The organism is Nostocoides sp. F2B08, from assembly GCF_009184895.1.
Lineage (GTDB): Bacteria > Actinomycetota > Actinomycetes > Actinomycetales > Dermatophilaceae > F2B08.
Genome location: NZ_WESE01000007.1, coordinates 76,178 through 96,651 on the forward strand (window position 1 = coordinate 76,178; position 20,474 = coordinate 96,651).

A 20,474-nucleotide genomic window follows, 5' to 3' on the forward strand; every position below is an offset into this window, starting at 1 on the left:
ACCGGCGCGCGGACGATCAGGCCAGGCGCAGCGCCGTGAGCAGCCGGCGCACCGGCGAGCCGAGCCCGTAGGTGCTCACGAGGTCCTCGAGCAGCGCCGGGTCGGCGATCTCGGTCGGCAGGGCGTACGACTGCGGGGGCAGGGGGATGTCGCGCGCCACGGCCACGACCCGTTCCGCGGCGTCGAGGTATGCGGTGGCCGCCTCGAGATTGGTGCGCCGCGCTCCCTTCAGGCGCGTATCGCCGTCCGCCACCGCTGCCCGGAGCGCCGCGAGCGAGCCGAACTCGGCGATGAGCGCAGCCGCGGTCTTGTCGCCGATGCCCTTGACGCCGGGGAGGCCGTCGCTGGTGTCGCCGCGCAGGATGGACATCTCGAGGTACGCGCGGCCGGTGGGCACCGCATACCGCCCCTGGAGGTAGTCCTGCGTCGCGATGTCCGGGTCGCGCACGCCGCCCTTCCCGGTGTACAGCACCCGGACCGAGCGCTCGTCGTCGACGAGCTGGAGCAGGTCCCGGTCGCCGGTCACCACGTCGACCGCCATGGCACCCCCGTGGCGGTGGGCCAGGGTGCCGATGACGTCGTCCGCCTCGTAGCCGGCCGCCCCGACCCGTGCGATGCCAACCGCGGTGAGCAGGTCGCGGATCACCGGGACCTGGGGGGTGAGCTCGTCCGGCGACTCCTCGACGGTCGCGCTGCCCTCGACGAGCCGGTGGGTCTTGTAGGTCGGGATGAGGTCGACGCGCCACTGCGGGCGCCAGTCGTCGTCCCACGCGGCCACGAGATGGCTCGGGCCGTGGGCGGTGACCAGCGTCGCGATCATGTCGGTGAATCCGCGCACCGCGTTGGTTGGCGTGCCTGACGGGCTTCGGCCCTGCTCCGGCACGCCGAAGAAGGCGCGGAAGTACAGAGAGGCGGAGTCGAGGAGCAGCAGGCGGTCCACGGGGCCAGCCTGCCATGTCCCGGGCGACGACTACGCTGGCGCTGTGGAACCCACGGACCGACGGATCGTCGACCTGCTGCGCCAGGACGGCCGGCTGAGCTTCACCGACCTCGGCAAGCAGCTCGGCCTGTCGACCTCGGCCGCCCATCAGCGGGTCCGACGGCTCGAGGAGCGCGGGGTCATCACCGGCTATTCCGCTCGGATCGACGCCGCCAAGGTGGGGCTCCCCATCACCGCGTTCATCTCGGTGACTCCGGTGGACCCGGCTGCAGCGGACGACATCCCGGACCGGCTGCGGGGGTTGAGCGAGATCGAGGCGTGCTACTCGGTCGCCGGCGACGAGAACTACATCCTCAAGGTGCGGGTGGCCGGACCCGGGGGTCTGGAGGATCTCATCGCCCGGATCCGGGCGGCGGCGGCTGTCTCGACCCGCACCACGGTCGTGCTCTCGACGCCCTGGGAGTGACCGTCAGCGTCCGATGGGCGCGAACCGGGCTCGGGTGACCCGCGCCAGATCGTCGGGTGCCAGTTCGATCTCGAAGCCACGTCGTCCGCCGGAGACGAAGACCGAGGTGTATGCACGAGCCGAGTCGTCGATGACGGTCGGCAGGGCCCGGCGCTGCCCGACCGGCGAGATGCCCCCGACGACGTACCCGGTGCTCCGCTCGGCAGCCGCGGGCTCGGCCATCGTGACCCTTTTGACGCCGAGAGCAGCAGCGACGGCCTTGAGGTCGAGCGATCCGGACACCGGGACGACCCCAACGGCCAGGCCGTGGCCGGTGTCGACGAGGAGGGTCTTGAAGATCCGCTCGGCCGGGACGCCGGTGGCGGCCGCCGCCTCGTCACCGTAGGAGTCGACCGACTGGTCGTGGCGGTAGGTGTGGGTGCGGAAGGCAACACCGGCGCGCGTCAGGGCCGCGGTCGCCGGAGTGCTCACCCCAGCGAGGCTACTCGGCTTGACTCGGCCGAGACGAGGGCGGCGGCGTGGGCCGCGTCGACGTCGGTGTTCTCCCGCCACCACCGCTGTCCCGGCTCGGGGAGGGTGTAGATCGGGTCGTAGTAGACGTACTCACGCGAGAGCGCCTGCTCGTCACCGGCCTCGATCGAGGTTCGGTAGTTCTTCCGCCAGAACGACATGCCCTTCTCGGTGTCGTAGCTCTCGACCTGGTGCACCCACCGCTTGCCGACGAACGGCACGTCGCAGACGATTCGCGGCGTCGCGAAGCCGGGAAGGTAGCCCATGATCGCGTGCTGGAGGTGCTGCGCCTCACGCAGGGAGAGCCGCCAGTGCTCCGAGAACGGGATCATGTCGCACATGTAGAAGTAGTACGGCGTGATCGACGCCTCGTCCTGGAGCGCGAAGCACAGGTCCAGCAGCGCGGCGGGGGAGTCGTTGACTCCCCGCATGAGGACACCCTGGTTACGGACATCCCGGACCCCGGCGTCGAGCATGGCGCGGGCCGCGTCGGCAACGAGCGGCGTGACGGACTGGGCGTTGTTCACGTGGGTGTGGATCGCCAGCGACACCCCGCGGCTGCGGGCTGTGGCGGCGACGCGGCCGACTCCCTCGACGACGTCCGGTTGCAGCCAGTGCTGGGGCAGTCCCATGAGCGCCTTCGTCGCCAGGCGGACGTCGCGGATCGTGTCGATCTCGAGGAGCCGGTCGAGGAAGGCCTCGAGGTTCTTCCACGGCATGTTCGCGACGTCCCCACCGGAGACGACAACGTCACGCACACCCGGGGTGCGCTGCAGGTAGTCGAGCATCGCCGCGTAGCGGTCGACCGGCTTGCCCTGGAGCTTGAGCTTGAGCACCTGCGGGGTCGAGTTGCCGACGAGGTCCATCCGGGTGCAGTGGCCGCAGTACTGCGGGCACGTGGGCAGCATCTCGGCCAGCACCTTGGTCGGGTAGCGGTGGGTCAGTCCCTCGACGGCCCACATGTCGTGCTCGTGGAGACTGTCGCGGGTCGCGAACGGGTGACTCGGCCAGTCGGTCCGGCGGTCCGAGAACACCGGGAGCATGTATGCGCGGACCGGGTCGGCGTAGAACGCGTCGGTGAACGCGGCACCGGCCCGGGGCATCCGACCGTCCGGCCACACCGACTCGGGCACCATCGTGTTCATCATCTGCGGGGTGACGAGCATCGACATGGTGGCCCGCTCCTGCTGGTCCCGCTCGAGATCGGCGTAGAACCGCTCCTCGAGCAGGTCGCCCATCAGAGCGCGAAGCTGAGCGACGTTCTTCACGCACGAGACCCGCTGCCACTGGGCATCGGCCCACTGGCCGGGGGTGATGTCACGCCAGCCCGGAAAACGGGTCCAGTCCGGCTCGACGAGCTGTCGACGCGCATACACATAGGGCTGCTCAAGAGCGCTCATAGATGGCAGGATAGTGGAGAAACTCTGGAAACAGCGTCTTCAGACCACAATCCTTGTGCTTGACTTCGCATCAGACGGGAGAATCTTCGTGCGCAGTGAGTCGCCGGTCGGACTGCACCGGGTCCTGGATCCGCTCGACGACACGGGGTCACCCACCGTGCTGCCGCAGGCGGCGCGGCGACTGGACACCCGATCCGAGCTGTGGCCCGGGGAAGTGCGGATCGACGTCGAGATGCTCAACCTCGACGCGGCGTCGTACCGGCAGCTCCACGACAAGCATGGCGGCGACGGGGCCGCCATCCGGGCCGAGGTGCTCGACATCATCCGGACGCGGGGGAAGATGCAGAACCCCGCAACCGGATCCGGGGGGATGCTCATCGGCACGGTCGCGGAGACGGGCCCCGAGTCCGAGCTCGGGCTCACGGTGGGCCAGCGCGTGGCCACCCTTGTCTCGCTCAGTCTGACCCCGCTCGTCGTCACCGACGAGCTCCGTCGGTGGGACGGACTGGGGGAGCGAGTGCCGGCCGAGGGTCACGCGGTCCTGTTCCGCAGGTCGATCGCCGCCGCCATCCCCGATGACATCCCGTCCCGGCTGGCCCTGATGGTCATGGATGTGTGCGGCGCGCCGGCCCTCGTCGACCGCGTCGTGCGTGAGTACACGGCCCGAGGGATCGCACCGACGGTGTGCGTCCTCGGTGGAGCGGGCAAGTCGGGCTCCCTGTCCCTCGCTGCAGCAGAGACCGCGGGCGCCGGAGGGCGCATCGCGGTCGTGAGAGACGACGCTGAAGCCGACTCCCTCGGTGGTGCCGGGCTCGCCGACCGGGTGGTCGTCGCCGACGCCCGGTCACCGCTCGGGCTCTCGGCCGCGGTGGCGTCAGCGGGCGGTCCCGCCGACATCACCGTCGTCTGCGTCGATGTCCCAGGGTGCGAGCAGCCTGCGGTCCTGGCCACCGCCGAGGGCGGCACCGTCATCTTCTTCTCGATGGCGACGAGCTTCGCGGCCGCCGCGCTGGGCGCGGAGGGCCTCGCCGCCGATGTGCGGATGCTCATCGGGAACGGCTACGTCCCGGGCCATGCCGCATACGCACTCGACCTGGTGCGCGCGAACGAGGAGGTGCGCCGACTCTTCGAGTCCCGGGCGTGACACACGACTAGTTTGGAGGTCGTGACGAGCCTCTACATCAGTGCCACGGACGCAGCGTCCGGCAAGTCCGCCGTCGCTCTCGGCATCCTCCACCAGCTCGCCCGCCGACACGGCCGCATCGGGGTCTATCGGCCCGTTGCGAGTCCTCACGACGAGCTCGTCGAGCTGCTGCTCCGCCAGCTCACGGTTCTCGGCATGGAGGAGGCCGCTCAGGACCCGGAGTCGGCAGTCGGCGTGACCTACGAGGAGGTCCATGCCGGTTCCGACGCGGCGATGAACCGGATCGTCGACCGCTTCCATGCCGTCGCCGACCACTTCGACACCGTCCTGGTCATCGGCTCTGACTTCGCGGATGTCACCGCACCGAGCGAGTTCGCGTTCAACGCTCGCGTCGCGGCCAATCTCGGCGCCCCGATGCTCCTGGTCATCCCTGGAGGGTCCCGCGGGCCGGCCTCGACGGCGACGGCCGCACGGTTGGCCATCGCCGCCGCTGGGGACAACCACGCGACGGTGGTCGGCGTCGTCGCCAACCAGGTGCGACCCGATCGCATCGAACGCACCCGCGAGCAGCTCACCGCCACCGTCCACGGCATGACGCTCTCGGTCGTCGGCGACGTACCCCTCCTGCGTGCTCCGACGATGCAGGACTATCTGGACGCGACCGGCGGGACGCTCGTGCATGGTGACTCCGCCCGGCTCGACCGTGAGTGTCACAGCGTCGTCGTGGCCGCGATGACGATGCCGCACGTCCTCGACCGGCTCGAGGAGGGCTGCGTCGTCGTCGTCCCGGGGGACCGTGAGGAGATCGTGGTCGGAGCCCTTCTGGCACATCGGTCGACGACGTTCCCGGCGCTCAGCGGCATCATCCTCAACGGCGGGTTCCCGCTCTCGCCCCAGGTGTCACGGCTGGTCGACGGGGTGGACGTCACCCTGCCGATCGTCGGCGTCGAGACCGGCACCATGGAGACCGCGACGACGCTGCTGCGGACGGCGGGGCGGATCACCGCGTCCTCGCAGCGGAAGATCGACGCTGCGGTCTCCGCCATCGCCAACACCATCGACGCGAGCGAGCTGCTCACCGTCGTCGAGCGCCCGAGGCCGGTCCGGGTCATCACCCCGCTGATGTTCGAGCACGAGCTCGTCGACGGCGCTCGACGGGCGGAAGCGCACATCGTGCTTCCTGAAGGCACGGAGCCGCGCATCCTCGAGGCGGCGGCGATCTGTCGCGAGCGCGGGATCGCTCGGCTGACGTTGCTGGGCGACCCCGACGCGGTCAACGCGGTCGCCAAGGACCGCGGGATCGACCTCGACGGTATGGCGGTCGTCGACCCGGAAGGCAGCGGGTGGCGCTCGGACTTCGCGGAGGAGTACGCCCGGTTGCGAGCGCACAAGGGCATCACGGTCGACCAGGCGTCCGACATCGTGACCGACCGCTCCTATTTCGGGACGCTCATGGTGCACACCGGGCTCGCCGACGGCATGGTCTCCGGGTCCATCACGACGACGGCCGCAACGGTCCGGCCGGCTCTCGAGATCGTGCGAACCGAGCCCGGCGTGTCCGTCGTCTCGAGCGTCTTCTTCATGTGTCTGCCGGACCGGGTGCTCGTATACGGCGACTGCGCGATCAACCCCGACCCCTCCGCACCGCAGCTGGCCGATATCGCCATCTCGTCGGCTCGCACAGCCGCTCAGTTCGGTATCGAGCCTCGGGTGGCGATGCTGTCGTACTCGACCGGCTCCTCCGGCACCGGTGCCGATGTCGAGAAGGTCCGCGAGGCGACCCATATCGTGCGGGAACGCCAACCCGACCTGCTCGTCGAGGGACCGATCCAGTACGACGCTGCCGTCGATCCCGCTGTCGCCGCCACGAAGCTCGAAGGCAGCCCCGTCGCCGGGGCCGCGACCGTGCTGATCTTCCCGGACCTCAACACCGGCAACAACACCTACAAGGCGGTCCAACGCAGCGCCTCGGCGGTGGCCATCGGACCGGTGCTCCAAGGACTGAACAAGCCGGTCAACGACCTCTCCCGCGGCGCCCTGGTCCGCGACATCGTCAACACGGTTGCGATCACGGCGATCCAGGCCGGTGCATGATGCTCACCATGCAGGGTCGGTACCGGGCGGAAGCGATCACCGCGATCCAAGCGGGTGCATGATGTCCTCGACACTCGTCCTCGTGGTCAACTCGGGGTCCTCCTCGCTGAAGTACCAGCTCATCGACCCCGACTCCGGAGAGGTCCACGCCAAGGGTCTCGTGGAGCGCATCGGAGAAGCGGGCAGCGAGGTGCCCGACCATGCGAGGGCGCTCGAACGGGCGCTGTCGGGGATGGGCGACCGGCTCGATCCCGCTCACCTGCTCGCCGTGGGGCACCGCGTCGTGCACGGCGGCGCCCACTTCTCCGGCCCGACCGTGATCGACGGGTCGGTCCGGTCCGCCATCGCCGAGCTCGCGCCCTTGGCGCCGCTGCACAACCCCGCCAACCTGCAGGGCATCGAAGCCACCATCGAGCTCTTCCCCGACACGCCCCAGGTGGCCGTCTTCGACACCGCGTTCCACCAGACCATCCCGCCCGCCGCCTACACCTACGCCGTGCCGCGCGAGTGGCGAGACGACCTGCGCGTCCGGCGCTACGGGTTCCACGGCACGTCCCACGCCTACGTCTCGAGGCGGGCCGCGGAGCTACTCGGGCTGGCAGTGGAGGACGCCGCGTTTGTCGTGCTGCACCTCGGCAACGGCTGCAGCGCCACCGCGGTTCTGGCCGGGGAGAGCGTGGAGACCTCGATGGGTCTGACCCCCCTCGAAGGGCTCGTGATGGGCACCCGCTCGGGCGACGTGGATCCGTCGCTGGGGGCCTACCTCGCCCGGATGACCGGCATGGACGCCGAGGCAGTGGACCAGGCGCTCAACAAGCGCAGTGGTCTGCTGGGGTTGACCGGCGACAACGACTGCCGGGCGGTCAGTGAGCGGGCGTCGGCCGGCGATGCCGATGCTCGGCTCGCGCTCGATGTCATGGTTCACCGACTCGTGAAGTACACCGGGGCGTATGCGGCCGTGCTCGGGCGCATCGACGCGGTGGTGCTCACCGGAGGCATCGGCGAGCATGCCGAGGACGTGCGCGCGTTGCTGGCCGGTCGGCTGGGCCTTCTCGGCGTCGAGCTCGACGCCGAGGCCAACGAGACCGGTGGAGGAGCACGACGGATCACGACTGCCTCCAGCCGGACCGCCATGCTCGTCGTCCCGACCAACGAGGAGTTGGAGATCGCCCTGCAAGCGGCAGCGCTCGTGCGTGAACGCACCGCCATCTAAGAAGATCCTCCACCTGCACCCTCCGATCGCCGGAAATCCTGTCGTCCGCTGCTAGATTCGGAGCGTGTCTTCTCGTCACGTTCTCGAGCTCGACCGTGCGATGGTGCGGAGGGCGCGATCCCTCGCGCGTCGTGCCGGCCGACCCGTGGTCGACCTGGCGCGCAGCCACACAACCGTCAGTGTCGAGCGCGCCACGCTACGACTGGCCGGGCTCGGCGGCGCCGACCACGAGAACATCCCGTGGGTGAACCATCTCGTCGACGCCGTTCGCGACGGCGTAGGGCTTGAGCACGGGGTCGCTCTCCCGGTGTGGGACGCCCTGGGACGCGACGTTGCGCCCGACCTGACGACGCTGGCGCAGAAGGCCGCCGCGGGGGGAGTGGACTTCCGGGTCCCGGAGGGTGCGGCCAGGACGCGAGCGGGGAGGAGCAGTCGCTCTGCCGTCGCGCGAGGGATCCGGGCGATCGACTCGCAGCGGCGGCGGCGGGACCGGCTCATCACGCGCCACGGTGACCCGGCCGCGACGCCGTGGATCTACCTCATCGTCGCGACGGGTGACATCTACGAGGACATCCCACAGGCGCAGGCCGCAGCGCGCGAGGGCGCCGACGTGATCGCGGTGATCCGTTCGACCGGCCAGTCGCTCCTCGACTTCGTGCCGGAGGGAGCCACCCGGGAGGGCTACGCCGGCACCTACGCCACGCAGGAGAACTTCCGTCTCATGCGGGCCGCTCTCGACGAGACGAGCAAGGAGCTGGGCCGGTACATCCGACTGACCAACTACGCGAGCGGACTGTGCATGCCCGAGATCGCCACCCTTGCCGGGCTGGAACGACTCGACATGATGCTCAACGACAGCATGTACGGCATCCTCTTCCGGGACATCAACCCGATCCGGACCTTCGTCGACCAGCGGTTCTCCCGCCAGATCCATGCGAGAGCGGGAATCATCATCAACACGGGAGAGGACAACTACCTGACGACGGCGGACGCAGTGGAGGCTGCGCATACGGTCACGGTCAGCCAGCTCCTGAACGAGTACTTCGCGAAGGAGGCCGGGCTCGAGGACTGGCAGCTCGGTCTGGGGCACGCGTTCGAGATCGACCCGAGCATCCCGGACAGCTTCCGCCTCGAGCTGGCCCACGCCCTGCTCGCTCGGGAGCTGTTCCCCGAGGCCCCCCTGAAATGGATGCCCCCGACGAAGCACATGACCGGGGACATCTTCCGGGGGTACCTGCTCGACGGGTTCTTCAACCTCGTGGGCGCGATGACCGGCCAGGGGATCCTCCTCGTGGGGATGATGACCGAGGCCGTGGTCACCCCGTGGCTCTCGGACCGTGATCTGGCGCTGCAGAACGTCCGGTACGTCCTCAATGCCGCCGGAGGCCTGGCCGAGGACTTCCACCCGCCCCGTGACGGGATGATCCAGACCCGGGCCCGCCACGTGCTCGCCGAGGCGGTCGACCTGCTCGAGACGATCCTGGCCGACACCGACGGTGCCGGTGACCCGCCCCTGCTGGCCGCGATCGCCGACGGCACCTTCGGCGCGATGCGCCGCCCCCCAACCAAGGGCAAGGGTCTGGACGGGGTCGTCCGGCGAGCCGCCGGCTACGTCAACCCGGCGATCGACCTGCTCGAGAGCGGAGCCACCCGATGAGCGCCGTCCGCGCGCACGAGGCCCGCCGGCGCCGGGAGAACCCCGAGCCGGGGGAGCTCAGCCTTGCCGAGAGCTCCACACCCGAGCCCGGCCCGCTGATCCGACCGTACGGCGATACGACGGGTGACGGCATGGTGCAGGTCTCGTTCACGCTGCCGCTGCCGCACGACAAGCGCGCCGAGGGTGCCGCGGTGCGGATGGCTCAGGCCATGGGCATGGATCCGGCCCTGCTCGTGCACGCCAAGGCGATGGGACCGCACTTCACCTTCTTCGTGGTCTACGGCCCGGTCCGGCACCTCGTCGACATCCGCGAGATCGAGATCGTCGAGCGGGAGTTCGAGCTGCTGTCCTCCAAGGAGGTCAACCAGGCCATCAGGAAGCACCTGCGCCGCAAGCTCGTGGTCGTCGGGGCCTGCATCGGCACCGACGCACACACCGTGGGGATCGACGCCATCCTCAACATCAAGGGCTTCGCCGGCGAGAAGGGCCTGGAGTACTACCGCGAGATGACCGTGCACAATCTCGGCGCCCAGGTGCTCATCCCGGATCTCGTGGAGAGCGCGCGAGAGGTGCGCGCCGACGCCGTGCTCGTATCCCAGGTGGTCACCCAGCGCGAGGCCCATCTGCACAACACGCGGGCGATGTCGGCGGCCTTCCGGGAGGCCTTCCCGGCCGGCCGCGTGCCACACCTCATCGTCGGGGGTCCTCGGTTCGAGGAGGGGTCGGCCGCAGACCTCGGTGTAGACCGCATCTTCGGTCGGGGTACGACCCCCGGTGAGGTGGCGTCCTACCTCGTGCACGCCCTGGTCCGACCGACGGACACCCATCCGCACACCCGCTCACGGTCCTCCCGATCCGCGTGAGCCCGCCCGAGAAGGAGATCTCGTGAGCAACGACCACCTCGTCGGTCTCAGCGTGGTCCATCGCCGGTACGTTCCCTACAGCCACGCTCACTACGCAGGCAACCTCGTCGACGGCGCCTACAGCCTGGCGGCGTTCGGGGACGTGGCCACCGAGCTCTGCATCCGTAGCGATGGTGACGAGGGGCTGTTCGCGAGCTACTCGGACGTCCAGTTCCGCGCGCCGGTGCGGGCGGGTGACTGCCTCGAGATCGAGGCGCGGATCGTTCGGGCCGGCTCCCGGAGCCGGGAGATGGAGTTCGAGGCGCGGGTCGTCACACGGGGCAACCCCGGTCGTGGCGCGTCGGCCGCGGACGTCCTGGACCCGCCGATCGTCGCGACGACGGCTCGCGGGGTCGTCGTCGTCCCCTGAGCGCGGTCGTGTCGCGACCGGCCGCGCCGATGCGGCGGCGGGGCGGCCAGGAATGTGACATAGGCTGACGCGGTGCCGCCGCTGATCCGCCTGCTGCTCGCCGCGGCCTCCGGCGGAGTGCTGTATACGGCGTTCCCGACGCTCGATCTGTGGTTTCTGGCCCCGGTCGGCGTGGCCCTCCTCACGGGGGCGGTCGATGGCGCGCGGCCTCCGTTCGGTGCTCTCCTGGGTTTCGTCGCGGGGCTCGCATTCTTCATCCCCACCCTCGAGTGGTCCGGCATCTACGTCGGGGTGCTGCCGTGGATGGCGCTCGCTGTCCTGCAGTCGCTCTACATCGCCGTGATCGGGCTGCTGCTCACCCTGAGCAGGTACGTCGTCCTCATGACCCCACTCGCATGGGTGGTGTCCGAGCTTCTGCGCAGCACGACCCCGTTCGGCGGATTCCCGTGGGTGCGCCTGGCCTTCAGCCAGGCCGACGGTCCACTCGCGACATGGGCCTCGGTCGCCGGCGCGCCGGGGGTCACCTTCGCGGTGGCGACCGTCGGCGCCGCCCTGTATGCGGTCGCTCGGGCCGCGTTCCGTCGAACCGACGTCTCGGCGCGCGCGACGGCGATCGCCGTCGGTGTCGCGACCGCGCTGGTCATCGGTGGTGTGGTCGTGCCCCGTCCGACGGACGGTGTGCCCGTCCCGGTCGCCATGGTCCAGGGCAACGTCCCTCGCCCGGGGCTGGACTTCAACGCCGAGCGGCGGGCGGTGCTGGACAACCACGCGGCCGGGACCGCAGCCGTGGCTCGGGCGGTCGGACAGCGACGCCCCGAGGACCTCTCGCTCGTGATCTGGCCGGAGAACTCCTCCGACATCGACCCGTTCCGCAACGACGACGCCATGGACGTCATCCAGCAGGCGGTGGACGACGTGCGGGCCCCGATCCTCGTCGGGGCGGTCGTCGAGCGGAGCGAGAGCACGGTGGCCAACGTCTCGCCCCTGTTCCGGCCCGGCGGCCCGACGACGGAGGACGAGGTCGAGCAGTACGTCAAGCAGCACCCCGTTCCCTTCGCCGAGTACATCCCGTACCGCGACTTCTTCCGGATCTTCAGCGACCAGGTGGACCTCGTGAGGAGGGACTTCGTCGCGGGCGACGCACCCGTCGTCTTCGAGATCGACGCGGGAGGGGGGCAGACATACACGGCGGTCCCCACGATCTGCTTCGAGGTCGCCTACGACGAGCTCATGCGTGACGTGCTCGCCGAGGCGGGCGGCTCGCCCTCGCTCCTCATCGTCCAGACGAACAACGCCACCTTCGGCTACTCGGCCGAGGCGGCGCAGCAGTTCGCGATCTCCCGGATCAGGGCGATCGAGCATGGTCGGTCGGTGGCACACGTGTCCACTGTGGGTGTCAGCGGCTTCATCGCACCGGATGGCTCGACCGGGGAGGTGAGCGAGCTCTTCACCGCCCGGCAGCTGGTCGACAGTCCGGTGGTCCGCGACGGAGTGACACTCAGCGACCGGCTCGGACGGACACCCGAGGTGCTCGTGACCCTCGCCGTCCTGGGACTGCTCGTCGCCGGACGGGTGCGGCGGGGGAGGAGGGGTATCGTGCTCGCACCACGTTCCGATGTCCGCGACCGAAAGGGTGCCCGTGTCACGTGACGTGACCAGCCGCGAGGCGCGTCCCACCAACGAACGCGTGGTCGTGCTCATTCCGACCTACAACGAGCGCGAGGCGCTGCCGGGTACTCTCGACCGGTTGCGTGCCGAGGTGCCGACCGTGGACATCGTCGTCCTGGACGACAACAGTCCGGACGGAACGGGGGCGGTGGCCGACGCATACGCGGCCAGGGACCCGCAGATCCACGTCCTGCATCGTGAGGGCAAGGAGGGACTCGGGCGCGCATACCTCCATGGGTTCGCGTGGGCGCTCGCCCAGGGCTACGACGTTCTCGTCGAGATGGACGCTGACGGCTCCCACCAACCCACGCACCTGCCCGACATCCTGGCAGCACTGTCAGATGCGGACGTCGTCATCGGAAGTCGCTGGGTGCGCGGGGGAGCGGTCCGCAACTGGCCACTCCACCGCAAGGCCCTCTCGGTGGGGGGAAACCTGTACACCAGGGTCATGCTCGGGATGCCGGTCCACGATGCCACAGCCGGCTACCGCGCGTACCGCGCCGACGCGCTCGTGGCGATCGGGCTGGACGACGTGGCATCGGAAGGGTACTGCTTCCAGGTCGACCTCACTCGCCGTGCCGTCCGGGCCGGACTGACGGTGCGGGAGGTCCCGATCACGTTCGTCGAGCGCGAGCTCGGTTCATCCAAGATGAGTCCCGACGTCGCCCGCGAGTCTTTGCGGAGGATCACCAGGTGGGGTCTCGGCTACCGGGGTGGCCAGGTGCGCGACCTCGTGGGTCGTCGCGGGCGCTGGCACGACCTCGCGGACTGAGGCGTTGCACGACACATGAGTCCGACCGTCCCGCCCCGCCCCCGATCGTCCCGGCGACTGCTCATGCTGATCGCCGTACTGCTCTTCGTCATGCCACTGATCGAGATCACGGCCGTGATCGCCGTGGGTCAGCTGATCGGCGTGTGGCCGACGATCACCCTCCTCGTCCTCGAGTCGGCGCTGGGAGCCTGGATCGTCCGCCGTGAGGGCGGCAGGGCGTGGGAAGCGCTGGTCACCGCCCTCCAGACCGGGCGGATGCCCAGCCGGGAACTCTCGGACGCCGCGCTGATCCTCGTCGGCGGCGTGTTGCTGCTCACACCGGGTTTCGTGACGGACCTCGTCGGCTTCGTCGTGGTGCTGCCGATGACCCGTCCGGTCGCACGTCGCCTTCTCGAGCGCGTCGTCGCGCAGCGCCTACTCGGTGGCATCGTGCCCCAGGCCGACCCCGCCACATGGCGCGGCCCCGGTGAACCTCATGGTTCGACCGGGGCCGGTGACACCATCCGGGGGGATGTGATCGACTGAGCGCCTCTGGGCTGTCGCCTCGAGACTTCCCTTCTGGGCAGTCTCCGCAGGACTTCTGGGCTGCGTCTCTCAGGCGCTGCGCTTCTTGGGCTTCTCGCCGCGAGAGGCGCGCAACAGCTCGAGACGTTCCTCGAGGAGCTCCTCCAGCTCGGGGATGGAGCGGCGCTCGAGCAGCATGTCCCAGTGCGTGCGGGCGGGCTTGACCGGCTTGAGTTCGGGGGCCTCGCCCCCCTGGAGCAGGGCGTTCTCGCCGCAGCGGCACTCCCAGGTGGGAGGGATCTCGGCCTCGACCGAGAAGGGCAGCTCGATCTTGTGACCGTTGCTGCAGATGTACGTCGTGATCTGGCGCTCGCTGGGAACGACGTTCTCTTCGCTCTCCATGCTGAAAGCACCGAGTCTGGTGCCGCGCAAGGCTCGCTCTGCCATGGCTTCATCTCCCTAGGATTCGGGGTCTCGATTCAGGACAACGGCGGCGAGAAGAGTGTTGTTCCATGATGTGGACCACCGTCTCGTGGGGGTGTTCGCCGCTGGGCGCCGTTCGGATGGGTGAGGCGCCCCGGTCCACCTAAAGCCTCTAAGTTACCGGTGCGGCAACTAACTTGTCACATCGGCGCTATCGGCATGTGAGCACCGGCGCAGCTGACGTGTGGGGTCGAGGCGGGGGACCGCGCGGCGCATGACACGATCGTCCGAATCGTCGTGACTCCTGCCACGTCGGGTTTCGAGTCGATAGCGTCTACGACTGTGGCGATGATCTCGGACCCCGCTGACCTGACCGGACCGACCGCGCTCGAGGGCAATGCGGACTCCTCGAAGCGCCGCGTCATCGCGTGGGGCATGTGGGACTGGGGAGCACAGCCGTTCAACACGGTGATCACGACCTTCGTCTTCTCCGTCTACCTCACCAGCAGTGCGTTCGGTGCGACGAACTTCACATCCATGGCGCTGGCCGTCTCGACAGGTGTCGCTGGCCTCTTCGTCGCCCTGCTCGCACCGGTTCTCGGTCAGAACTCCGACCGTTCGGGCAAGACGGTGCGCAACCTCAAGATCCAGACGTGGGTCCTGGCCGTTCTCTCGGCCGCGCTCTTCTTCGTGCAGCCGGAGCCCGCATTCCTCATCCTGGGACTCGTGCTCCTCGGAGCCGGCTCCGTCATCTCCGAGATCGCGGGGGTCAACTACAACGCGACGATCGACCAGGTGGCCACGCCACGGACGGTCGGCCGGGTCTCCGGCTTCGGGTGGGGGATGGGATATCTCGGCGGCATCCTCGTCCTCCTGCTCATCTTCTTCCTTTTCATCCAGCCCGAGGTCGGCCCGTTCGGGGTGACGGACGACGGCGCGCTGGACATCCGGGTGTCGATGCTCGTCTGCGGGCTGTGGATCGCTCTCTTCACCATTCCGGCCTTCCGCGTCCTGCGCGACCGGCCGCGGCCACTCGCTCCGCGGGTCGGCGTCGCGGACTCCTATCGCCTTGTATGGCGCTCCATCCGTGGTCTGTGGTCGACCTCCCGGCACACCGTGTACTTCCTGCTGGCCTCCGCGCTGTTCCGCGACGGCCTCGCGGGTGTCTTCGCCTTCGGAGCCATCCTGGCCGCCGGCACGTTCGGCCTGTCGGCCGGGGAGGTGATCATCTTCGGGGCGGCCGCGAACATCGTCGCCGGGCTGGCCACCATGGCCTTCGGCACGCTCGACGACTGGATCGGTCCGAAGAAGGTCATCCTCATCTGCCTTGCGGCGCTGGTCACCCTCGGCCTCCTGATCTTCATCCTGCACGACGGGGGCAAGACCGTCTTCTGGGTCCTCGGACTGCTGCTCACAGTGTTCGTCGGCCCGGCCCAGGCTGCCTCCCGCAGCTTCCTGGCCCGTCTCATCCCGCAGGGCAAGAGCGGCGAGATCTTCGGCCTCTATGCCACGACCGGGCGCGTCGTGTCGTTCCTCTCACCGCTGGCCTTCGGCGCCTTCATCGCGCTGGGTGCGGCTATCACCGGCCAGGACAACACGCAGTACTGGGGCATCCTCGGCATCGTCCTCATCCTCGCCGCGGGCTTCGCCGTCATGATCCCCGTTCGCGAGCACGGCGAGCACACGATGGGTCAGGTCGGCTCGAGCTGAGCGGTCGGCGCAGCCGTGCAGATGAGCCCGTAGTCCCGGGGGTCACGCCTGCGGCTGCGGACGCGGGCCTGTTCAGCCGGCGTACTCCCAGTGCCAGGGCTCGGGCTTGCGTCCGTCTGCGGCAGCCCAACTCGGGTGGAACCACCCGAAGAGCGGGGCGTTCTGCTTCATCCACAGGTGCTCGATCGTTCCGAAGTTGTTGATGCCACCGCACAGGTCGAGGGCCTTGCCGAGGCCGTGGTTGCTCGTCCCGGGCGGTGCGGCCCAGAATCCGCGCGTCGCCTTGACCGCGACCTGCTGGCTGAACGAACGGTAGGAGTCGGTCACGCAGATGGGCCGTCCGAAGTCCTCGGCGAAGCGCTGGCTGAGGGCGTTGAAGGCGACTGCCGCGCTGGGGATGGCGAACTCGGCCTCGGCCATCCAGAGCGGGCAGAGAGCGCTCGCCGGCAGCTGGCCATTGGGGTAGACGCCCTCGTCGTCGCTGCACGGCTGGTCGATCTCCGGGAGCTCGATGTTGTTCTCGGTGAGCTCCTTGAGCAGCGCCTCGCCGCGTGCCTTGGCCTCGGGCGAGGACATGCCGAGCAGGACCGCGGCGAGAGGTGCGGCCTCGCGCAGGGTCGATGCGTGCTCCTCCTGGGCCTCCGCCACGGCGGTTCGCTGTGCCTCGAGCGCCTCCTCGGCCTCAACGGTGGCACGAGCGGCTTCGGCCGCCGCCTCCTGGGCGGCGGCGCTCTCGTCCTGGGCGCGTTCGGCGGCCTCCGCCTGACGCTCGGTGAGATCACGGATGTCGTCGAAGAGCCGGATGCGTTCGTCGGTCAGGTAGGCCAGGTCGCCGACCGGGTTGCCCGCTTCGGCCGGGTCGTTGATGAGCGCGTCGAACACCGACACCATCTCGGCGGTCGATCCTCCGTCGCTGTAGGCGCTGAAGGCCCAGTCGCGCAGCTGCTGGTGCTTGCGGGCCAACTGCTCGGCCAGCCGCACGGCGGTGGCGCGTGAGCTCGCGGCGCGAGCAAGGCTCAGGCGTGCGGTCTCGTTGGCGGCGGCCTTGGCCTCGAGGGCGTCGTTCGCGTCCTTCGTGACAGCCTGGAGCTTGGCGAGCAGGGCCGCCATCTCGGCGTTGCCGCGGGTGAGCGAGGCGATCAGGGCGTCGGCCTCGGCGAGCTGCGCGGAGACGTCCCGAGGGGTCAGCGGCGTGTCGTCGTGGTGGTCGTACGTGGCATCGTCGGGGGAGGCGGTCCAGGGGCTCGGTGGCGGCGTGTAGACCTCGCTTGGAGCCGGCCGACTCGTCGTCGGCGACGTGGTCCGCGGAACGGTCGGCGTTGTCGACGTCGTCGGCTTCGGCTTCGGCGCCGATGGGCTCGAGGTCGTCGGCGCCGGCGTGGTAGGTGCCGGGGGAGGAGTCGTCGTCGGCGGTGGCGGCGGTGGGGCGGTCGTCGGCGGCGGGTCGCTCGTGGGGGGCGGCGGTGGCGGCTCGGGGACGGGGTCCGACGTGGGCGCCGGTTCTGGCGCCGGCTCGGTCGTCGCCGTGACCGTCGCGGACAGGGTGGCCGTGGCGGTCACGGTCGCGTCCGGCACCGGCTCGGCGTGGGCCAGCGGGGCGGCGACGAGCATGGCGAGGCTCATCCCGATGATCGGGACGACTCGCGAACGCCTCATGTCCCCAGACTCCGAACACGTCGATACAACACGTCGATGGAAGATCCACCCACTACTCGTCCTCACACTAAACCTCAGGGGTGACCTGTGGGGAGTATCTGAGAAGAACAACACCGTACGGACGACCCCCGAGCCGCCCGACCTCCTCGAAACCCATCGCAGCGTGAAAGGCCAGGGACGTGGCGTTCGGTGGCTCGAAGTTCACCTCCGCGACCAGCGGCCGGCTCGGATGGCGCTCCATCAGCACCCGGTAGACCCTCCGGGCCAGCCCGCGCCCCCGGTGAGCGGGGTCGATGACGATCCGGTCGACGTAGTGGAACTCGGGCTCGCGCTCGCTGAACCACCGATAGTTCGGCGAGTCGTACGCGCTCCCCTCGATGAAGGTGATGACGAAGCCGGCGCGCGAGTCGTCGACCTCGATCACGTCGACTGCGTGAGCGTGACGCCGCAGAAAGGCCAGACGCGAGGCGTCCATCGGTGCGAGGAAGTGCACATCCGCCTCGTTCCAGGCCAGGATCGCGCCGTCGTCCTCCGGTGTCGACGCCCTCAGGATCATCGGACCAGTCTGCCTGCTCCGGCCGCGCTCTCCGCAGCCGCCCACAGCGCCTGTTCAGGTCGGGAGTGTCGTCCCCACTCTTCGTCCTGCCCCTGTCGGCGACGTGCGGGGCCAGGGGAGGGTCGCCCCATGAGATCCGACGATGAAGACCCTCAGCAGCAGCGCACTCGACAGAGACGGGGCGCCGACGCCGCGCACTCCCCGTCCGATATCGGCGACGGTGAGAACACGGTCGTCCTGGTCGGACGGGTGAGCGCCGCACCCGAGGTGCGTGAGCTGCCGAGCGGGGACGCACTCGTGACGTTCCGGCTCGTCGTGCCACGCCCGGGGCGCCGTCGCGACGCCGGTGCCACGAAGCGCTCCGCGACCGAGCGAACCACCGTGGACGTGATCGACGTGGCGTGCTGGACAGCGCGGACCCGGCGCAGTGCGCTCCGGCTCGAGGCGGGGGATCGGGCCCGGGTGGAGGGCTCTTTGCGCCGGCGCTTCTTCCGCGCCGGCGGCGCGACCGCGAGCCGGTACGAGGTCGAGGCCACCTCGGTGCGGGCCAGTCGGCCCACGGGGCGAAGCACGGGGTCGGGGTCGGAGCTCAGCTCGGGGGTGACATGAGCAACCAGTACTCGGTGGGGCCTCGGGCGCCGACGAAACCAGTCCAGGCCGTTCCGTCGGCGTTCCCGGACATCTGACGTCGGATCCGCTCGTTCGTCGGTTCAGCGATGAGAACGGTTCCCATCGGCTCGGTGCCGGTGATCTCGACCGAGTGCGCCGGTGTGTTGACCGGGAAGTCGCCGAAGGAGTAGCGCGCGTCGGCGACCGATGACGGCTCATGCCGTGACGTGCCCTCGTAGACGATGACCGAGACCGAGTCGTCCTGGACCGGGGTGCATGCTGCGGCCTCCACGTCGCTCCAGGACGACTGTGCGTCGAGGGGTGTCGCACAGGACCGCAGCTCGTAGGTGACCGTGTCGAACGCCATGAACCGCTGGTAGGTCAGGACGATCAGCACGGCGATCGCCGCCACGATGAGGACGATGACCCACGGACGGCTGCGTTGCCGTCCGTTGACGATCCACTCGGATGTGTCCCTGGTCTTCGTGCGCATGAGAGGAATTATCGCTGCTCAGGCCGTCGGGAACACCCTGATTACCGAATGCCGATAATCGACATTATGTCACTTTACTCGGCGACCTCGAACTCCACTCTCCCCCTCGTGCCGCTGCGGCATGCTGGGACGATGACCGACCCCATCCGCGCCGCACAGTCGTCCGCCGGCACGCCGGGGGTCGTGTGGGTCGTGGCCGGTGCGCCGGGTGCGGGCAAGTCCACCGTCGCCGACGAGCTTCGTCGCCGGGTCCATCCCGCCCCGGCCCTGCTCGACAAAGACACGCTCTTCGCCGGGTTCGTCGACGAGGTCCGGCGGGCCCACGGCCGCTCCGAGGGTGAGCGTGAGGGTTCGTGGTACGACGCCCACGTCAAGGTCCACGAGTACGCCGGGATGACGGCGTCGGCTGCCCAGATCCGCGCCGGGGGCTGTCCGGTGCTCCTCGTCGCGCCGTTCACCACCCAGATTCGCGACCTGCGATCGTGGACGAACTGGGTGGCCGCGCTGGGTGGAGACCCGGTCCGGCTGGTCTGGGTGTCGCTGGGCCCCGAGGCGCTCCGGAGCAGGCTGACGCAGCGCGGTTCCGGGCTCGATACCGGAAAGCTCGGGCAGTGGGAGGCCTTCGTGCGGCGGACGCGCCCCGACACCCCTCCCCCGGTGCCGCACTCGGTGGTGGACAACGAGGGGTCACTGGAGGCGACCCGACGTCAGGTGGATGCACTCGTCGCCTCGTTCGACACGGATCAGGAGCCACCGACCCGGACCAGGCCACTCTCGTAGGCCAGCACGGCGACCTGAACCCGATCCCGCAGCTGCAGCTTCGCGAGGATCCGGGAGACATACGTCTTGACCGTTGCCTCGGAGAGGAAGAGCTGCCCGCCGACCTCGGCGTTGGACAGCCCTCGGGCGACGAGTCTGGCCACCTCGAGCTCCCGCTCCGTCAGCCCCGACCACACCGGGGGCAGGGCCCCCGGTGCCGGGGAGCGACTGAACCGCTCGAGGAGCCGGGCGATGACGGCCGGGGCCACCATCGCCTCCCCTCGGGCGACCACCCGCACCGCGTGGATGAGATCGTCGGGTGCCACGTCCTTGAGCAGGAATCCCGAGGCCCCGGCGACGACCGCCTGGTAGACGTACTCGTCGAGGTCGAACGTCGTAAGCACCAGAACCCTCGTGCGGCCACTCCCCGAGCTCGCGATCCGACGCGTGGCCTCCACGCCGTCCATCCGCGGCATCCGGATGTCCATGAGGACGACGTCCGGGGCGAGATCCCGCACCACCTCAACGGCCTGGAGGCCATCTGCCGCCTCCCCCACCACCGTCATCCCGGCCCGCTCGAGAATGAGGCGGAACCCGGCGCGGACGAGCTCCTGGTCGTCCACCAGGA

Annotated in this window: 21 protein-coding genes; 13 read left to right on the forward strand and 8 right to left on the reverse strand. The window is 69.6% G+C overall.

The window, feature by feature from the left end; all coding sequences use genetic code 11:
- Positions 1 to 16: 16 nt before the first annotated feature.
- A complete protein-coding gene (locus tag GA707_RS15120) occupies positions 17 to 940 on the reverse strand; it encodes a 5'-3' exonuclease (protein WP_226963836.1) in 924 nt (307 codons plus the stop codon).
- Between the two features lie 43 nt (positions 941 to 983).
- On the opposite strand from GA707_RS15120, the gene GA707_RS15125 reads away from it, so the two are divergent.
- On the forward strand, positions 984 to 1,406 hold the full coding sequence (locus GA707_RS15125; RefSeq protein WP_152179278.1) for an Lrp/AsnC family transcriptional regulator: 423 nt from the start codon (positions 984 to 986) through the stop codon (positions 1,404 to 1,406).
- Positions 1,407 to 1,409: 3 nt separating this feature from the next.
- On the opposite strand, the gene ybaK is transcribed toward GA707_RS15125, so the two are convergent.
- Both ybaK and GA707_RS15135 read right to left on the reverse strand, forming a co-directional pair.
- A complete protein-coding gene (ybaK, locus tag GA707_RS15130; RefSeq protein WP_152179279.1) occupies positions 1,410 to 1,877 on the reverse strand; it encodes a Cys-tRNA(Pro) deacylase in 468 nt (155 codons plus the stop codon).
- Positions 1,874 to 3,316 (reverse strand): KamA family radical SAM protein, encoded by a 1,443-nt coding sequence (locus tag GA707_RS15135; RefSeq protein ID WP_152179280.1) that lies wholly within the window; start codon positions 3,314 to 3,316, stop codon positions 1,874 to 1,876. The genes ybaK and GA707_RS15135 overlap by 4 nt, the downstream gene beginning before the upstream one ends.
- Positions 3,317 to 3,404: 88 nt before the next feature.
- Here GA707_RS15135 and GA707_RS15140 point away from each other — a divergent pair, with 88 nt between their 5' ends.
- From GA707_RS15140 to GA707_RS15180, 9 genes are all read left to right on the forward strand, one after another.
- Positions 3,405 to 4,460, forward strand: a complete 1,056-nt coding sequence (locus GA707_RS15140) for an L-erythro-3,5-diaminohexanoate dehydrogenase (protein ID WP_226963837.1) — start codon at positions 3,405 to 3,407, stop codon at positions 4,458 to 4,460.
- A gap of 21 nt (positions 4,461 to 4,481) precedes the next feature.
- Positions 4,482 to 6,554 (forward strand): phosphate acetyltransferase, encoded by a 2,073-nt coding sequence (pta, locus tag GA707_RS15145; RefSeq protein ID WP_226963838.1) that lies wholly within the window; start codon positions 4,482 to 4,484, stop codon positions 6,552 to 6,554.
- A 61-nt stretch (positions 6,555 to 6,615) separates the two neighbouring features.
- Positions 6,616 to 7,767, forward strand: coding sequence for an acetate/propionate family kinase (locus tag GA707_RS15150; protein WP_152179282.1), 1,152 nt, complete (start codon positions 6,616 to 6,618; stop codon positions 7,765 to 7,767).
- 64 nt (positions 7,768 to 7,831) lie between these two features.
- Positions 7,832 to 9,424, forward strand: a complete 1,593-nt coding sequence (locus tag GA707_RS15155) for a lysine 5,6-aminomutase subunit alpha (protein WP_152179283.1) — start codon at positions 7,832 to 7,834, stop codon at positions 9,422 to 9,424.
- A complete protein-coding gene (locus GA707_RS15160; protein ID WP_152179284.1) occupies positions 9,421 to 10,287 on the forward strand; it encodes an OAM dimerization domain-containing protein in 867 nt (288 codons plus the stop codon). Before GA707_RS15155 ends, GA707_RS15160 begins: the two co-directional genes overlap by 4 nt.
- Before the next feature lie 22 nt (positions 10,288 to 10,309).
- Complete coding sequence (locus tag GA707_RS15165) at positions 10,310 to 10,696, forward strand: hotdog fold domain-containing protein (protein WP_152179285.1); 387 nt, start codon at positions 10,310 to 10,312, stop codon at positions 10,694 to 10,696.
- A 72-nt stretch (positions 10,697 to 10,768) separates the two neighbouring features.
- Positions 10,769 to 12,346 carry an apolipoprotein N-acyltransferase gene (lnt, locus tag GA707_RS15170; protein ID WP_152179286.1) on the forward strand — a complete coding sequence of 526 codons (1,578 nt, stop codon included), beginning with the start codon at positions 10,769 to 10,771 and terminating at the stop codon, positions 12,344 to 12,346.
- On the forward strand, positions 12,336 to 13,136 hold the full coding sequence (locus tag GA707_RS15175) for a polyprenol monophosphomannose synthase (protein ID WP_226963839.1): 801 nt from the start codon (positions 12,336 to 12,338) through the stop codon (positions 13,134 to 13,136). The genes lnt and GA707_RS15175 overlap by 11 nt, the downstream gene beginning before the upstream one ends.
- Positions 13,137 to 13,151: 15 nt before the next feature.
- Positions 13,152 to 13,661, forward strand: coding sequence for an FxsA family protein (locus tag GA707_RS15180; protein ID WP_152179288.1), 510 nt, complete (start codon positions 13,152 to 13,154; stop codon positions 13,659 to 13,661).
- A gap of 69 nt (positions 13,662 to 13,730) precedes the next feature.
- Here GA707_RS15180 and GA707_RS15185 read toward each other — a convergent pair whose 3' ends face one another.
- Positions 13,731 to 14,087 carry an RNA polymerase-binding protein RbpA gene (locus GA707_RS15185; RefSeq protein ID WP_152179289.1) on the reverse strand — a complete coding sequence of 119 codons (357 nt, stop codon included), beginning with the start codon at positions 14,085 to 14,087 and terminating at the stop codon, positions 13,731 to 13,733.
- 324 nt (positions 14,088 to 14,411) lie between these two features.
- On the opposite strand from GA707_RS15185, the gene GA707_RS15190 reads away from it, so the two are divergent.
- A complete protein-coding gene (locus GA707_RS15190) occupies positions 14,412 to 15,773 on the forward strand; it encodes an MFS transporter (RefSeq protein ID WP_152179290.1) in 1,362 nt (453 codons plus the stop codon).
- 72 nt (positions 15,774 to 15,845) lie between these two features.
- On the opposite strand, the gene GA707_RS15195 is transcribed toward GA707_RS15190, so the two are convergent.
- Complete coding sequence (locus GA707_RS15195) at positions 15,846 to 17,429, reverse strand: M15 family metallopeptidase (protein WP_152179291.1); 1,584 nt, start codon at positions 17,427 to 17,429, stop codon at positions 15,846 to 15,848.
- Positions 17,430 to 17,496: 67 nt separating this feature from the next.
- Positions 17,497 to 17,985: a GNAT family N-acetyltransferase gene (locus GA707_RS15200; RefSeq protein WP_152179292.1), complete on the reverse strand. Its 489-nt coding sequence runs from the start codon at positions 17,983 to 17,985 to the stop codon at positions 17,497 to 17,499.
- Between the two features lie 129 nt (positions 17,986 to 18,114).
- Between GA707_RS15200 and GA707_RS15205 the strand changes: the two genes are divergently transcribed.
- Positions 18,115 to 18,594 (forward strand): single-stranded DNA-binding protein, encoded by a 480-nt coding sequence (locus tag GA707_RS15205; RefSeq protein WP_152179293.1) that lies wholly within the window; start codon positions 18,115 to 18,117, stop codon positions 18,592 to 18,594.
- On the opposite strand, the gene GA707_RS15210 is transcribed toward GA707_RS15205, so the two are convergent.
- A complete protein-coding gene (locus tag GA707_RS15210; RefSeq protein WP_152179294.1) occupies positions 18,575 to 19,087 on the reverse strand; it encodes a hypothetical protein in 513 nt (170 codons plus the stop codon). The two genes, GA707_RS15205 and GA707_RS15210, sit on opposite strands and share 20 nt — an antisense overlap.
- Before the next feature lie 66 nt (positions 19,088 to 19,153).
- Between GA707_RS15210 and GA707_RS15215 the strand changes: the two genes are divergently transcribed.
- A complete protein-coding gene (locus tag GA707_RS15215) occupies positions 19,154 to 19,867 on the forward strand; it encodes an AAA family ATPase (protein WP_226963840.1) in 714 nt (237 codons plus the stop codon).
- Here GA707_RS15215 and GA707_RS15220 read toward each other — a convergent pair.
- The gene (locus tag GA707_RS15220) at positions 19,831 to 20,472 is read right to left on the reverse strand and encodes a response regulator (protein ID WP_370460052.1); all 642 of its coding nucleotides are present in this window, start codon (positions 20,470 to 20,472) and stop codon (positions 19,831 to 19,833) included. The two genes, GA707_RS15215 and GA707_RS15220, sit on opposite strands and share 37 nt — an antisense overlap.
- Positions 20,473 to 20,474 lie beyond the last annotated feature (2 nt).